Annotated in this window: 13 protein-coding genes; 6 read left to right on the top strand and 7 right to left on the bottom strand. The window is 55.7% G+C overall.

Annotated features, from left to right (window positions below; all coding sequences use genetic code 11):
• The first annotated feature begins 106 nt into the window (after positions 1-106).
• Together SR894_RS12000 and SR894_RS11995 are read left to right on the top strand one after the other, a co-directional pair.
• Positions 107-661 carry a sigma-70 family RNA polymerase sigma factor gene (locus SR894_RS12000; RefSeq protein WP_227406264.1) on the top strand — a complete coding sequence of 185 codons (555 nt, stop codon included), beginning with the start codon at positions 107-109 and terminating at the stop codon, positions 659-661.
• Positions 658-1395: an anti-sigma factor gene (locus tag SR894_RS11995; RefSeq protein ID WP_133732631.1), complete on the top strand. Its 738-nt coding sequence runs from the start codon at positions 658-660 to the stop codon at positions 1393-1395. The genes SR894_RS12000 and SR894_RS11995 overlap by 4 nt, the downstream gene beginning before the upstream one ends.
• 29 nt (positions 1396-1424) lie before the next feature.
• Here the strand turns inward: SR894_RS11995 and trkA are convergent, their stop codons facing one another.
• The 7 genes from trkA to malE form a co-directional block, all read right to left on the bottom strand.
• Positions 1425-2798, bottom strand: a complete 1374-nt coding sequence (gene trkA, locus SR894_RS11990) for a Trk system potassium transporter TrkA (protein WP_133732630.1) — start codon at positions 2796-2798, stop codon at positions 1425-1427.
• Positions 2795-3517 (bottom strand): response regulator, encoded by a 723-nt coding sequence (locus tag SR894_RS11985; RefSeq protein WP_133732629.1) that lies wholly within the window; start codon positions 3515-3517, stop codon positions 2795-2797. Before SR894_RS11985 ends, trkA begins: the two co-directional genes overlap by 4 nt.
• Entirely contained in the window at positions 3507-4652 is a 1146-nt protein-coding gene (locus tag SR894_RS11980) for a sensor histidine kinase (RefSeq protein WP_133732628.1), read from the bottom strand. The genes SR894_RS11985 and SR894_RS11980 overlap by 11 nt, the downstream gene beginning before the upstream one ends.
• A 53-nt stretch (positions 4653-4705) precedes the next feature.
• On the bottom strand, positions 4706-6196 hold the full coding sequence (locus tag SR894_RS11975; RefSeq protein WP_133732627.1) for a TrkH family potassium uptake protein: 1491 nt from the start codon (positions 6194-6196) through the stop codon (positions 4706-4708).
• 144 nt (positions 6197-6340) lie between these two features.
• Positions 6341-7231: a maltose ABC transporter permease MalG gene (gene malG / locus SR894_RS11970; protein WP_133732626.1), complete on the bottom strand. Its 891-nt coding sequence runs from the start codon at positions 7229-7231 to the stop codon at positions 6341-6343.
• Positions 7232-7241: 10 nt separating this feature from the next.
• Positions 7242-8813, bottom strand: coding sequence for a maltose ABC transporter permease MalF (malF, locus tag SR894_RS11965; RefSeq protein ID WP_133732625.1), 1572 nt, complete (start codon positions 8811-8813; stop codon positions 7242-7244).
• Between the two features lie 74 nt (positions 8814-8887).
• Positions 8888-10075, bottom strand: a complete 1188-nt coding sequence (gene malE / locus SR894_RS11960; protein WP_133732624.1) for a maltose/maltodextrin ABC transporter substrate-binding protein MalE — start codon at positions 10073-10075, stop codon at positions 8888-8890.
• Between the two features lie 291 nt (positions 10076-10366).
• On the opposite strand from malE, the gene zwf reads away from it, so the two are divergent.
• From zwf to SR894_RS11940, 4 genes are all read left to right on the top strand, one after another.
• Positions 10367-11872: a glucose-6-phosphate dehydrogenase gene (zwf, locus tag SR894_RS11955; RefSeq protein WP_133732623.1), complete on the top strand. Its 1506-nt coding sequence runs from the start codon at positions 10367-10369 to the stop codon at positions 11870-11872.
• Position 11873: 1 nt separating this feature from the next.
• The gene (pgl, locus tag SR894_RS11950) at positions 11874-12539 is read left to right on the top strand and encodes a 6-phosphogluconolactonase (protein WP_088699810.1); all 666 of its coding nucleotides are present in this window, start codon (positions 11874-11876) and stop codon (positions 12537-12539) included.
• Positions 12540-12584: 45 nt separating this feature from the next.
• A complete protein-coding gene (locus SR894_RS11945) occupies positions 12585-13247 on the top strand; it encodes a bifunctional 4-hydroxy-2-oxoglutarate aldolase/2-dehydro-3-deoxy-phosphogluconate aldolase (protein WP_133732622.1) in 663 nt (220 codons plus the stop codon).
• Positions 13248-13505: 258 nt separating this feature from the next.
• Positions 13506-15101 carry a solute:sodium symporter family transporter gene (locus SR894_RS11940; protein ID WP_133732621.1) on the top strand — a complete coding sequence of 532 codons (1596 nt, stop codon included), beginning with the start codon at positions 13506-13508 and terminating at the stop codon, positions 15099-15101.
• The last annotated feature ends 183 nt before the right edge of the window (positions 15102-15284 follow it).

The following is a 15284-nucleotide window of genomic DNA, read 5'->3' as shown; positions in this document are numbered from 1 at the left end:
GTTAATTCCGCTGGGGGCTCGTCTGTCGAGTCCCCAGCGGCTATGCTGTCTCTGAGAACGACGACTGGCGTCGGTGCCGTCACCAGGGAGCTAGGGTTTGACTGACGTGTCTTCAGAATTTGATCATGCTGCGGCATTAGCCAACTGTGCCCGTGGCGAGCATGACGCCTTGCACCAACTCTATGTTCATGAAGGTGCCCGACTATTAGGCGTAGTCATAAGAATCGTCAAGGATCGTGGTATGGCCGAGGATATTGTCCACGATGCCTGTCTTAATATTTGGCAGCGTGCCGATAGTTTTGATCCCGCCAAAGGATCCGCGCGTACGTGGATATTTAGCGTGGCGCGTCACCTGGCACTGAACGCCATCCGTTATCGCGACCGTGAAGTCACTTTTGATAGTCACGATCCTACCGAATTAGATCTCGATGAACATTTTCAGCACACCTCCGTTGCCGATGAAGCCTTCGATTGGCAAACCGGCCAACGGATGGATAGCTGCTTGGAAGCGCTTGAGCCGGAGCGGCGTAACTGCGTACTCCACGCCTATGTTGATGGCCTTAGCCACGCGGAAATTGCCGCGCATACCGGCGCGCCGCTGGGAACCGTAAAAGCCTGGATCAAACGCAGTTTGCTGCGCCTACGGGAGTGTATGGCATGAGCCGCCCCAGTCAGCACGAACACGAAGACGACCACACTTTAGCGGGTGAATACGTGCTGGGTACGCTGTCGTTAGAGCAGCGTAAGGCGCTAGAGGCCCGGCTACCTAACGAGCCTGAATTGCAACAAGCCGTGATGGCTTGGGAAGAGCGTTTCTTGCCCTATACCGCTATCACCGACCCGGTAACGCCTTCTGACAATTTATGGCCGCGTATTGAGCGCAGCTTAGCGTCACGGGAAGCGCTTGCTAAGCGTGCTCGACCTGCCTCTGTCGTGCCGCCAAGACCCCGCCGCATGCTACACAGCCTGTCGCTTTGGCGCGGCGCTGCCGGGTTTGGTTTAGCGGCGGCGTTAGTATTGGGCGTATTGCTGGCCAATGAAGTAACTGAACCGACGACCCCCGAGTACATGGTGGTTCTGCTGGCACCGCAAACACAGTCAGCGGGTTGGGTAGTGCAGGCCTCATCGCGCCAGGAAATCGAGCTGATCCCGTTGGGCACCTTCGAAGTGCCTGAAGGTAAGGCATTAGAGTTCTGGACCAAGGCAGATGAGTGGCAGGCCCCTGTATCGCTTGGCTTAGTGGAGCCAGGGCAGCCGATCCGTTTGCGCTTGGATGAACTGCCGCCTCTTGAGGATAACCAGCTGTTTGAGCTAACGCTGGAAGACGAAACTGGTTCGGCCACTGGCCTGCCCACCGGGCCGATTGAGTTTATTGGCCGCGCGGTCGAGATTTAGTCCCTCAAAAGCGCCGGTTAAACGTGTCTTTAAAAGAACGTCAAGCCGACCTGGAACAGGCGCTCCACGTCGCGAATGCGGCGCTTGTCGATCACGAATAGAATCACGTGGTCACCGCTCTCAACCATCACATCGCCGTGGGCGATGATGACCTCTTTGCCGCGCACAATCGCACCGATGGTGGTGCCGTCGGGCAGTGCGATATCGCGGATGGTACGGCCCACCACTTTTGATGACTGCTTATCGCCGTGGGCGATGGCTTCAATGGCCTCGGCGGCGCCCCTGCGCAGCGAGTGGACGTTGACGATATCGCCCCGGCGCACGTGGGTCAGCAGGCTGCCAATGGTCGCCTGTTGGGGAGAAATAGCGATATCGATCTCGCCCCCCTGCACCAAGTCCACATAGGCGGCGTTATTGATCAGCGTCAGCACCTTCTTCGCACCTAAACGCTTGGCGAGCAGCGACGACATGATATTGACCTCGTCGTCGTTGGTCAGCGCGCAGAAGATATCGCACTCTTCGATATTCTCCTCTTCCAGCAAGCGCTTGCTGGTGGCACTGCCGTGGAGCACCACGGTGCGATCCAGCCGCTCGGAGAGGGTGGTGCAGCGCTCCAGGCTGTGCTCGATGATCTTGACCTGGTGGCTATGCTCCAGGTGTTCGGCCAGGCGCTCGCCGATATTGCCACCCCCGGCGATCACGACCCGACGGAAATCCCGCTCGACCCGGCGCAGCTCGCTCATCACTGCGCGAATATCCCGACGGGCGGCGAGGAAGAACACCTCGTCGTCGGCTTCGATGACCGTATCACCACGGGGGATAATCGGTCGGTTACGGCGGTAAATGGCGGCCACGCGGGTATCCACGTTGGGCATATGGCGGCGCAGAAAAGCCAAATCCTGGCCCACCAGCGGGCCGCCGTAGAACGCTTTCACCGCCACCAGCTGTACCAAGCCACCGGCAAACTCCAGCACCTGCAGGGCACCGGGGTGCTCGATCAAGCGGCGCACGTAGTCGGTGACCACCTGCTCAGGGCTGATCAGTACATCAATGGGGATCGCTTCGTGGGCAAAAAGGCCTTTACGGGTCAAATACGCCGTGGCGCGCACCCGGGCAATTTTGGTCGGCGTGCGAAACAGCGTATGGGCGACCTGGCAGGCGATCATATTGATCTCGTCGCTATTGGTGACAGCGATCAACATATCGGCGTCTTCACAGCCCGCCTGACGCAGCACAATCGGGTAGGAACCCGCCCCGGTGACGGTGCGGATATCGATTTTAGTGTGCAGCTCGCGCAGTTTTTTGGCGTCGGTGTCAACGACGGTGATGTCGTTCTCCTCGCGGGCGAGGTGTTCAGCCAGTGTGCCGCCGACCTGGCCGGCGCCGAGAATAATAATTTTCATGCGGTCTTGTCCTCACGGCCAGGCTCAAGGGAGAGTCGGTAACCAATGCCGGGTTCAGTTTGCAGCAGGGTGGGGGACTGCGGGTCATCACCTAGCTTTTGACGCAGTTTGCTAACCACGATGCGCAAATAGTGAGTATCTTCCTGGTGGGTCGGGCCCCATATCTGTCGCAATAGCTGGGTTTGAGTAACCACTCGCCCAGCGGACGCAGTGAGCTGGGCCAGAACGGCGAACTCTTTAGGCGTTAGATGAATGGCCTCGCCGTGCAGGCTCACTTGGTAAGCGGCCAGGTCGACGATCAAGCCACCCTGCTGGAAACGCTGGGCACTTGGGCTGGCGCGCCGCCTTAATAGGGCTCGAATACGTGCCAGCAACTCTTGAATGCCAAATGGTTTGGTAACGTAGTCGCTCGCACCGCTATCCAGGGCGCGCACTTTTTCAGCCTCATGGCCGCGCACCGAAACAATGATCACGGGCACCTCGCTATACTTGCGGATCGAATCGAGCACTTGCTGTCCATCCATATCTGGCAGACCAAGATCCAGCAAAACGATGTCGGCATTAGCGGTAAGGGCATCAGCATTGAGTTTTTCCAACCCTTCGCGACCACTGGCCGCCTCAATCACCTGAAATCCCTGAGAGGTGAGGCTGATACGCAAAAAATGGCGAATGTGTGGCTCGTCATCAATGACTAATACGCGCGCTTGATCAGTGGTCATTCTCGGCGTCCTTGCTGGGTGCCGATAGAGGCAGCGTCATGGTAATCCTGGTGCCAATACTGTCAGGCCCAGGGCTTGCCTGGATTTGACCCGCGTGGGCGCCAAGCATTCCCCGACAAATCGCCAGCCCCAAGCCGCTACCGTGCAGGCTGCGATCCCCGTCGTTACCGGTGACAAACATATCGAATACGCGCTCGCGCAGTGCTTCGGGTATGCCTGGGCCTTGGTCGGTAACCGAAAACAATAAGATAGGCTGATCTCCAGCCCTTTTCTCGTCACGACATTGGGCTTCGATAGTGATATGGCCATTAGGGGGTGAGAAGCGCGCCGCATTTTCAAGCACGTTGACCAGCGCTTGCTCAATCAGGGCGGGGTGAACGTAAAGCAGGGGTAGCTCTTTTGGCCAGTGCTGCTCTACTTGGAAGCCTTCAAGGGCGCTGCCTAAGCGCTTTCGTGCTGAAGCGACTAAATCATCAAACGCCACCCAGTCGCGCTCAATTTTCATGTCGCCATGCCCTAGCCGGGTCATATCCAACAGATTTTGTATATAGCGGTTAAGGCGTTCGCTTTCGCTTAGCACGCCATCTAATAACGCAAAGCGATCCTGTCGGCTGAGCTGTGCATCCAGGGTGCGAAGCGAGCTGGCCGCGCCGATAATTGACGCTAGTGGAGTACGCAGGTCGTGGGAAACCGACGATAGCAGCGCTGAACGCAATCTCTCCTGCTCTTCAGCCAAGCGAGCGGCGCTCAGCTCCAGCAGGCGTTGGCGGCTATCTCCGGCGATCTTGCCGACGACCAATGCGACTAATAGAAAGAACAGCAGTGTTAGCAGTTGCTCTTGCTCTTCAACCGCTAACGAAAAGTGCGGAACGGTGAAGCAAAAATTAAACGTCAGAAAGCCCAGCACAGCACATAACAGAGCTGCGTAGCTTCCTGCCAACACAGCACTGGCGAGAACCGCGGTAAGAAAAATCAGCGAAAGATTAGCCAAGGCTAGCCAGGTATATAGGCCCCAGGCGATCAGCAGAGCAACTAGCGTGCTCGCCAGCGCAATCAGGATTTCTGACGGCATTGGCAAGCGCAGCTGGTTCACAATCTGCCCAAAGGATTTAAACATCGATTTTCTAAGCGTCATGGCACGATTGTCCTTAACGATTGCTCAACGCGAACGTCCTTCAAAATGATCGGCTAGCGCCGCCAGAACATGGGTGTCAGTAACACCACGACGGTGAGTATTTCTAATCGGCCCATCAGCATGCCAATACATAGCAGCCACTTCGCCGCGTCGGGTAGGGGAGCAAAATTACCCGCGGGGCCGATAATATCGCCAAGGCCTGGCCCCACATTGGTGACTGCGGTGGCGGCACCGGAAAGAGCGGTGACTAAATCCAACCCCAGGGCGGATAAGCTAAGCGCCAGTGCGGCAATAGTGATAAAGAAAAAGAACGAGAAGGCCACTACGCTGCGCGAGATATCGCTGGTGACCGGCTGCTGGTTATAGCGAGTGGTAAACACACCATTGGCATGGATGAGATAACGCAGCTGGTTAAGCAGCATTAAGGAGGCAATCTGAAACCGGAAGATTTTCATCCCGCCGCTAGTAGAGCCGCTGCATCCGCCCACAAAGGTCAGGTAGAAAAAAGCGACCACCGGCAGCGCTCCCCACTGGGTGTAATCATCAGAGGCATAACCGGTGGTCGTGACCACTGAAATCACGTTGAAGGTGACGTGGGTAAGTGATTCAAACCAGTTATCTCCCTGAATGACCCGCCAGGCGCTAAGCATCAAGATGGCGGCCAGCAGTAGCTTTAATAGACCGCGTACCTGCTGGTCTTTCCATAAAGCGCTGCGTGAGGTGCGAATAAAGCGGATATACAAAACAAACGGTAGTGCTCCGCAGATCATAAAAAAGCTGCCCATCCACAGCAGCCAAGGCTGGTCGGCGTAAGCCCCGAATGAAGCATCAGAATTGGCAAAGCCGCCAGTGGCCAGCGATGTCATGCCATGTACGGTAGCGTCTAGTAGCGTCATCCCGCCGAACCAATAACTACCAATCGCGGCCAAGGTTAGGCTGACATAAATCGTCAGCGTCGCCTTAGCAATACCGCCAGTGCGTGGCATTACTTTATCTGACCAGTCAGACGACTCGGTGTGAAACAGCCGCATACCGCCTACTTTAAGAAACGGCAAAATCGCAATGCCCATAACGATAATGCCGATGCCGCCCATCCACTGCATTAACCCTCGCCATAGCTTCAATCCATCGGAAAAGTGCTCAATGCCGACCAGAATGGTAGAACCCGTCGTGGTTATCGCCGATACCGATTCAAACACCGCGTTGGTGAAGGTTAATTGAGGGGCGCCAAGCACTAGGGGCAGGCTGGCAAAACCGCTAATGGTGACCCAACTGGCGGCAGTAAGAATAAACATTTGCCATGGCTTCAACTCTAAGGCTGCGCGATAGGTGAGTAACCTAGTGAGCGCTGCGGCGCCAAGTACAATCAAAATGGAAACGCCGAAGGCAGGTGCGTCAGGGTCTCTCTCAATCAGCAGTACGACGAAAGGCACTAGCATGAACAGCGCTAGGACAACCCAGAGAATCGAGATGATTTTAAAAACAGGTGCCCAGTGCCGATACACATTCCTGCTACGGTAAAACCATGGTGTGAATGGAGTCATATGCCCAGCTCGCCGTTTAGTATTCTTAACATTCGCTATGACACCATGACCTTCCATAAAAAGTCTGTAAAAAAAAACAATAAAACCCAGCAAAGTGCTGGGTTTGGGCAAGCTAGCTAAACGCCTTCTTTAGTTTTAATATTTTTAACCTTTAACGCCCCCGGCGGTTAACCCGCCAATAATCCAACGCTGGCAGATCAGGAAGGCCACAGTGATTGGCAGCCCCGAGAGCACGGCAGCAGCGGCGAAGTCGCCCCAGCGCTGATTGTGGTCGGCCAGGTATTGCTGGGCGCCCACCGCGAGGGTGAGCTTATGCTCATCCACTAGCAGCACCGACGCCATGGGGTACTCCATGATGCTCATCACAAAGGCCAGGATGAACACCACCATCAGAATCGGTACCGACAGCGGCAGCAGGATGTAGCGAAACGCCTGCCAGGTGCTTGCCCCGTCCACCATGGCGGCTTCTTCGAGCGACCCGTCGATGGATTCGAAGTAGCCCTTGATCGTCCAGATGTGCAGCGCCACTGCGCCGAGCGAGGCGACAATCAGCGCGCCATGGGTGTTGATCCCCAGCCAGCCGACGAACTGACCCAGCCGGTCGAACAGCGCGTAGAGTGCCACCAGCGAGAGCACGGCGGGGAACATCTGGAAAATCAGCATGCCTTTCAACAGCGGCTCCTTGCCCTTAAAGCGCATACGGGCAAAGGCGTAGGCGCTGGTGGTTGCTAACATAAGAATTAATACCGATGACACGACTGCTACTTTGATGGAGTTCCACAGCCACAGCAGTACCGGAAAGGGGGGCTGGACGATGCTACCGTCCGGGCGCTCCCAGGGAATACCCAGCGCCAGTGACCAGTGCTCCAACGAGAAGCGCTCGGGGATCAAGCTCCCCGAGGCAAAGTTTCCCTCACGAAACGAGATTGAAATTACCAACAGCAGCGGAAACACGATCAGTGAAACAAAGCCGATCAGCGCCATCTGGGCGCCCCATCGCCGTGCGCGAATGGAGCGGGGTTGTACCATCGCCATCGTAAACCTCCTAAACTTTAACCTTGGAAAGCCGCAAATTCACCACCGACATGCCCACCACCAGCAGGAAAATCAGCGTAGCAATGGCTGCCGCCAGACCGAAGTTCTGGCCGGCATCCTGGAAGGCGATGCGGTAGGTATAGCTCACCAGCAGGTCGGTGGTGCCCGCGGGCGTACTGGCACCCAGAATGTCCGGGCTGCCCCCGGTGAGCAGCGCAATCAGTACGAAGTTATTGAAGTTGAATGCAAAGGCGGCGATTAACAGCGGCGTGAGTGGTTTGATGATCAGCGGCAGAGTGATCTTCATCAGGTTGGTGATCGGCCCGCCGCCGTCTACCGCCGAGGCCTCGTAAAGATCGCCGGGTATCGACTGAATCAGCCCCATGCACAGCAACAGCATGTAGGGGTAACCCAGCCAGGTATTGACGATCAGCAGCATGGTTCGGGCTAGCCAGGGGTCGGTAAACCACTCTGGGGAAATGCCGAACAGTGCCTCCAGAATCATGTTCACCTCACCAAAATGCTGATTGAACATGCCTTTGAAAATCAGAATCGAAATAAACGCTGGAACCGCGTAGGGCAGTATCAGCAGCGTCCGATAGACCGCCTTGCCCTTGAGCTGATCCCACTGCAGCAGCGAGGCGAGGACGAACCCCACGGCCAGCGTGAACAGTACGGTGAGCCCGGCAAACACGAAGGTCCAGACAAATATCTGCATAAACGGCCCGCGTATATCCGGGTCGGTGAAGATCTTGCTGTAGTTGGTGAAGCCCACGTTCACCGGCCACCCAGGGGTGATGCGTTCGCCGTTCTCGGTGACGAAAAAGCCGATATCGTTATCCGGCGTCAGCACCTTACCCTCCTGCTGATCATAAAGGCTGCCGTTGTCACGAATCTCATAGCGGTCGATCATTGGCGCGAACTGGCGCAGGCCCGCCATGCGTAGCTCGGTGCCCCCGGGCGTTTGCAGGCGCAGCGCCTGGAGGGCGTCGCGGGCCTGGATAGCTGCGCGCATGGGAAGCGGCTCACCTTCGGGCGGGCCGTCTACGGCTTGGGTTGGAGCGCGACGGACTTCGCTGTTAGTTAGGTTGATCGCGGCGGATAGTAGCCGGTCGTTGTCGCCCGCAGGAGCGTCGCTTTCCAGGTAGAGGCGCACCAGCTCGTCCTGCTGGTAAAGCGAATAGGAAAAGGCTGCCCCCTCTGCCTGGTAGCTTTGGGCGGTGAGCTGAGCGCGCACGCGCTCCTGGCTGAGCAGGTTGTCCGAGCTGTAGTTACTGAAGCTAATGCCGACGGTATACACCAGCGGGAAAATAACGAAAACGCCAAGCCCGGCCACTGCCGGGAAAATATACCTGTGGCTCATCAGCGAACGTCGACTGAATACCACGCCCAGCGACGTGCCAAGCACTAAAAATAGCAGCGCAAATACCCATTGGCCGTGCAGATAAAAAGCCATCACCAGCCAAAGCAGGGCCAGTACCATCAGCCCGATCACGCTGCGCATTGCCCAGCGGGAATAGCGTTCGGCCACATGGCGGGAGCGGTGGCGGGGCAAACCCCGCGAAGCATTCGTGGTAAACATTAAAGATGTCCTGCGAAACTGCCCGGCCTTGCCAGCGGTGTGCCATGGCAGGGCAGTGAAGGAAAGGCGAGTGGCTACTGGCGCATACGCCGCGCGGCGGCATCCAGTGCTTCCTGGGGGGATTGACGCCCGCTGCCGATGTTTTGCAACGCGGGTTCCATGGCTGCCCAGAAGGCGCCCATTTCAGGAATGTTCGGCATCGGCATACCGACTTCAGCGTTCTCGAGGGTAGCCGCGATGTTGGGGTTGTCGGCAAGCTCGGCCTGATAGTCGATGTGGGCCACGGCCCCCAGCGACCCATCGCTGTTGAAGGTGCGCATACCCTCCTCGCTGAGCAGGTAGTTTTCCAGGAACTCGACGGCCAGGAAGTCATTGGGCGACGCTGAGTTGATCATTGCCGTCATAACGCCAAACATGGGCTTGGCACGTTCGTCGCCGACCTTGGGAAGCAGGGCGACGCCGTAATCAATGCCGCTGCGCTCAAGGTTCGGCCAGGCCCAGGGGCCGCTAATCATGGTCGCCACTTCGCCCTTGTTAAAACGATTATCCATGATGCTGTAGTCGGTTCCCCGCGGCACCACGTCGCTTTCGATCAGCTCGACCAGCAACTCAGCACCCTGTACGGCGCCTTCGTTGTTAACGCCAATATCGGTAACGTCGTAGCCTGCGTCAGTTTGTTTAAACGGGTAGCCACCGTTAGCGGCTAGCAGCGTCCAGCCGTAGTAGGGCTCGCTGTAGTCGAACAGGATGGCTTTTTTACCCTCTCGGGAAAGCGTCTCGTCCAGCTGCATTAGCTCGGCAAAGCTCTCCGGTGGCGTGTCCACCAGAGCTTTGTTGTAAATTAGGCCGAGTGACTCCACTGAAATGGGGTAGCCATAGGTTTCGCCATTCCACAGGGCAGCTTCCCAAGAGAAGTCATAAAAAGACTCACGGAAGCTGTCACTAGGCGCTATCTGTTTTAATAGGCCGCTTTGTGCCCACTCGCCAATCCGGTCGTGTGCCCAGATCACGATATCCGGCCCTTGGCCACTACCTGCCGCCTGTTGAAAACGGTCTGTCAGATTATCCGGAAAGACCACCTCAACTTCGATGCCCGTCTCTTCAAGAAACTGATTGGCCAGCAGCTGAATGCCTTCCTGGCCCTTGTTGTCGCCCATCCAGATGGTTAAGCGGTCATCTTCGAACGCGAAGGCTGGCAGGGTAGCGCTGGCAGCCAGAGTGGCTGTCAGTAGCGGTCTGATAAAGTAGCGTAGCGTTGCCATCGAGTCATAACCTCATTGTTGTTGTGGTCATTTATTTATCAACTTCCGCAGAGTGGCCAATTATGCGCAAGGTCACCTCCTCCTCAGGGGGCGTAGCAGTGGCGTATATCAAGGGCGTAGAGTAAAAGTGGAAGGAGAGGGATTGATATGAAGTGCTGAGTGCGTCGATAGAGCAGAATTCGCGGTTATTTTGTAGTAAAATTACACGAATTATTGCGTACAATACCCGTATTACGGTAAATTTTAGGTAATCAAACTACATAAGATGCCTAATTATAAACAGGAGTGACGATGAGCCAGTCCACTGCTTCCCAAGGTGCACCGCTGGGCGATCCGAATAACGCTATTGATTTAGCGCTGTTTGGGGCGCTGGGTGATCTTGCCATGCGCAAGCTATTTCCTGCCTTATACCATCTTGATCGCGAAGGCTTGATGCCTGAAAGCACGCGCATTATGGGGCTGGCTCGCCATGAGCATGACGCTGCATCGTTCCGGAAAATGGTTAACGACGCGCTGCAGAAACGGTTGAAAAGCAGCGAGCAGGATAAGCAGAGCCTCGAGCGCTTTCTCGCCCGCCTAGATTATTTAAAACTCGATTTTTCCAGCGTTGAGGGTTACGACGCCATTCGCCAGTGGCGAAAGGGCTCTCCGCGCCCAATGGTGGTCTATCTCTCCGTTGGTGCGCCTATTTATGGCGATATCTGCCGTCACCTGCAGGCCAGTAAAAGCCTGGACGATGAGTCCCGTGTGGTGGTTGAGAAACCCATCGGCTACGACCTGCACTCATCCATTGAAATTAACGACGCCATTGGTCAAGTATTTCCCGAATCGCGGATTTACCGTATTGACCACTATTTAGGTAAAGAGACCGTACAAAACCTGATTGCGCTGCGTTTTGCCAACCCGCTGTTTGGCACTCAGTGGAATCAGAACAACATCTCCCATGTGGAAATTACCGTTGCCGAAAAAGTGGGCATCGAAGGGCGCTGGGGTTATTTCGACCAGGCGGGTCAACTGCGGGACATGGTGCAAAACCACTTGCTGCAGCTGCTGTGCTTAATCGCCATGGATCCACCCTCCAATCTGGATGCCGATGCCATTCGCGATGAGAAGGTTAAAGTGCTTAAAGCGCTCAAGCCGTTTGTGGGCGAAGCGCTTGGCCGTGATGTGGTTCGCGGCCAATATATCGCCGGCACTAGCGATGGCCAGTCGGTGCCGGGTTACCTGGAAGAAGAGGGCGCCAATACCCAGAGCCAGACCGAAACCTTTGTGGCCATGAAAACCGAAGTGTCTAACTGGCGCTGGGCAGGCGTGCCTTTCTACCTGCGCACCGGTAAACGCATGCCGGAGAAGCTCTCGCAGATCGTCATTCACTTCCGTCAGCAGCCTCACTATATCTTCGATCCGGACCAGCGCGGCATCGCCTCTAATAAGTTGATTATTCGCCTGCAGCCGGAAGAGGGTATTGCCCTGCAAGTATTGACCAAAGATAGCGGTTTGGATAAAGGCATGCGTCTGCGCCCGGGGCCGCTGCATTTGGACTTCAACAGCGCATTTCCCAAATCGCGGATACCCGATGCTTACGAACGCCTGCTGCTCGAAGTCATGAAAGGCCAGCAGTACCTGTTCGTGCGTCGCGATGAAATTGAACACGCCTGGCGCTGGTGCGACCAGCTCATTGATGGCTGGAAAAAACGCGACACGCCGCCGCGTCGTTATCCAGCAGGCTCTTGGGGGCCGGTCGCTTCTATTGCCATGATTACTCAGGATGGCCGCAGCTGGTACGAGGATTATTAATATGAGCCAAGCACGCCAACAGTTGGCCGAGCAGCTTGCCGAAGCTGTGTTTCAAGGGCTGCAAGAAGATTTAAACCACCAGGAGCGCGTCCTACTGGTGGTTTCTGGTGGCTCTACGCCAGTGCCCTTTTTTAAGGCACTGGCGGCCAAGCCGCTGCCCTGGGATCGGGTAGATGTAACGCTGGCCGATGAACGTTGGGTAGACGAGCAGAGCAGCGATAGCAACGCCAAGTTGGTGCGTGAGCATCTTCTACAGGGCGAAGCATCGGCGGCCACTTTTATACCGTTAACTTGCAGCGCGGCTACGCCTGAAGAGGGCGTTGATGAAGTTGCCAAGCAAGCGGAATCGCTAGCGTGGCCTGCCAGCGTGGTGATTCTAGGTATGGGCGGTGATGGTCATACGGCGTCACTATTTCCCGATAGTCCTGAACTGACCCTGGCCCTTGCCACCGAGGAGCTGTTAGTGGCGGTAAGAACGCCTAGTCAGCCGCAACCCCGGATCACCTTTTCCGCCGATCGCCTGCATCAGGCGCGGCGGCACATTCTACATATTACAGGCGAAGATAAACGCGCCGTATTGGCCAAGGCACTCAACGGCGACGACGTTCGTCAACTGCCTATTCGTGCCTTTTTAACCTGCCCGTTGGCAATTTACTGGGCGCCTTGAGCGCTAACTGCCTTAGCCAATAATAAGTTGCTTGGAGACTCACTAATGACTATCGACAAACAGTTACCTTCTACGCGCACTGCAGAGCTGGATAGCATCTGCTTGAAAGCCGAGGTGATTCCGGTCATCACTATCGAGCGTTTGGAAGATGCGGTACCACTAGGCCGCGCCCTGGTAGAGGGTGGCTTAACCGTGCTGGAAGTTACCCTGCGTACCGACTGCGCGCTAGAAGCAGTGAAGCGTATGCGTGAAGCGTTGCCCGGTGCCAGCATTGGCGTGGGCACAGTGCTGACGCCTGCCCAGTACCGCCAGGCCGAGCAGGTTGGTGCTGACTTTGTAGTAACACCAGGCGCAACCGAAGCTCTCTATCGTTATGGCGTTGAAAGCCCGGTGCCCATGTTGCCGGGGGTCTCGACGGTTTCTGAGCTAATGACGGGCTGGCAGTACGGCTATCGTCGATTCAAGTTCTTCCCAGCGGAATCCAGCGGTGGAGCCAAAGCGATCAAAGCGTTTGGTGCGCCGATTCCAGAAGCCCGCTTCTGTCCCACCGGCGGCATCACCGTCGACAACGCCGATGACTATCTATCGCTGCCCAATGTGATGTGCGTAGGTGGCTCCTGGTTAACACCCAAAGCAATGGTAGAAGCGGAAGATTGGGATGGTATCCGTGAGCTGGCGCGCCAGTCCGCGGAGCGTTTTCATCACTAGATAGGCCCCCTGCGCTGAGTTAAAAACCAGTGCTAAGTTTAAAAAATAGCTCCAGTTTATTGTTCAATACAACATAGCTGGGGCTTTTTTATACCCTTAAAGCAGTCTTGAAACAGGCTAAAGCTCAATATAAGACCAAAGGCGTATAACGAGCTATATTCAGCTCAACTAAAATGGCGGCAAGATTTGTCTGACATTTCGCTATTCGCGCATACATAAACGTGCGTGCCACTTACAATGATGATGAGGTGAGTCAAAATGCACGCGTTAACCTTGGCGTCCTTCCTGTTTTTTACAGGGCTTGTAGCCTTTATCACTTGGCGGATCACCCGCCGAGATGATCACTCAAGCACCAGCGGCTACTTTCTTGCCGGGCGCACGCTAACCTTCCCGCTGATTGCCGGCTCTCTGCTGATGACCAACCTCTCCACCGAGCAAATGGTAGGGCTCAATGGGGCGGCCTTTTCTGATGGTTTAAGCGTAATGGCCTGGGAAGTGGTTGCGGTTATCGCCCTGGTGGCGTTGGCGCTATTCTTCCTTCCGCGGTTTTTGAAAAGTGGTATTGCCACGCTGCCGCAGCTTCTCGAAATTCGTTTCGATAAAACGACGCAGCTAATCACCAATATCATCTTCTTGATTGCTTACGCGGTGATTCTGCTGCCGATCATTCTCTATTCAGGTGCCATCGGTCTGCAGGGAATGCTCGACCTACAGGGGTTAACCGGCATTGAGTCTTCGACGACGCTGCTTTGGCTAACGGTGTGGATCGTCGGTATTATCGGTTCCGTGTATGCCCTGTTTGGTGGCCTGCGCACGGTTGCCGTTTCCGACACGCTCAACGGTGTTGGCCTCCTGATCGGTGGTTTCGTGATCGTCTATTTCGGCCTGCAGGCCGTGAGTGGCGGCACGGGTATCATGGAAGGCTGGAGCATCCTTAAAGAGGCTGACCCGGATAAGCTTAATTCGATTGGCGGTGCTGAACAGCAGGTGCCGTTCTTTACCCTGTTTACCGGCGTTTTCCTGATAAACCTGTTCTACTGGAGCACCAACCAGCAGATTATTCAGCGTACCTTTGCAGCCAAAAACCTCGCCGAAGGTCAGAAGGGCGTGCTGCTGACCGGTCTCTTCAAGCTGCTGGGGCCGCTGTACCTAGTGCTGCCGGGCATCATTGCTTATCACCTTTATGCCGATCAGGGCGTGCGTGCTGATGAAGCCTACGGTCATTTGGTCTTTAACGTACTGCCGCCGTATCTAACCGGGTTTTTCGCTGCCGTCATGGTAGGCGCGATTTTATCGTCGTTTAACTCCGCACTTAACAGTACCACCACGATTTTCAGCCTGGGCATCTATAAAGGGGTGTTGAACAAAGAGGCTACGGAAGAGCAGGTGGTTAAATCGGGCAAGGTGTTTGGCTGGATCATGGCCATCATTACCATGATTATTGCGCCACTGCTGGCAGGCCAGGAGAGCCTGTTTGGTTACCTGCAGAAGATGAACGCGATCTACTTTATTCCGATTCTTGCCGTCGTGCTGGTCGGACTGCTAACCAAACGTGTTCCGCCGATGGCAGCCAAAATTGCCTTGGTGGGCGGCTGCTTATTGATTGCCGCCGGTTACTTTGTGCCACCGTTTACGCTGTTGCCGCAGATCATGCACGAGTTCCACTTTGTTGCGCTGGTCTTTGTATTGCTGGTGGCGGTGATGCTGATTATCGGCAAGGTGCGCCCAAGGGAAACGGATTGGATTCAGCAGCACAGCGGCGATGTGGATCTAACACCCTGGAAAGGCGCAGTGCCCGCCGGTATCGTTTTGGTCGTGTTAGTCATCGTTATGTATATAAGCTTTGCGGGTTGAATGAAAGCCTTAGTCGCAGATAGTTGAAGCCGTAATAACAAATAGAAAGGCCCCGCTAGCTTATACTAGCGGGGCCTTTCGCATTACTAGAGCGTTATAATTGGTCTCTTCGTCATTCAGTATAGAATTAACTCTGCCAGCCTGATGGTAGCTCTCGTGGGAGGGCGCTTCAGCGCGCGAAGG

Source organism: Vreelandella neptunia (assembly GCF_034479615.1).
GTDB lineage: Bacteria > Pseudomonadota > Gammaproteobacteria > Pseudomonadales > Halomonadaceae > Vreelandella > Vreelandella neptunia.
Note: the sequence above shows the minus strand (reverse complement) of the source record. Positions and strands in the feature narration are given on the sequence as shown.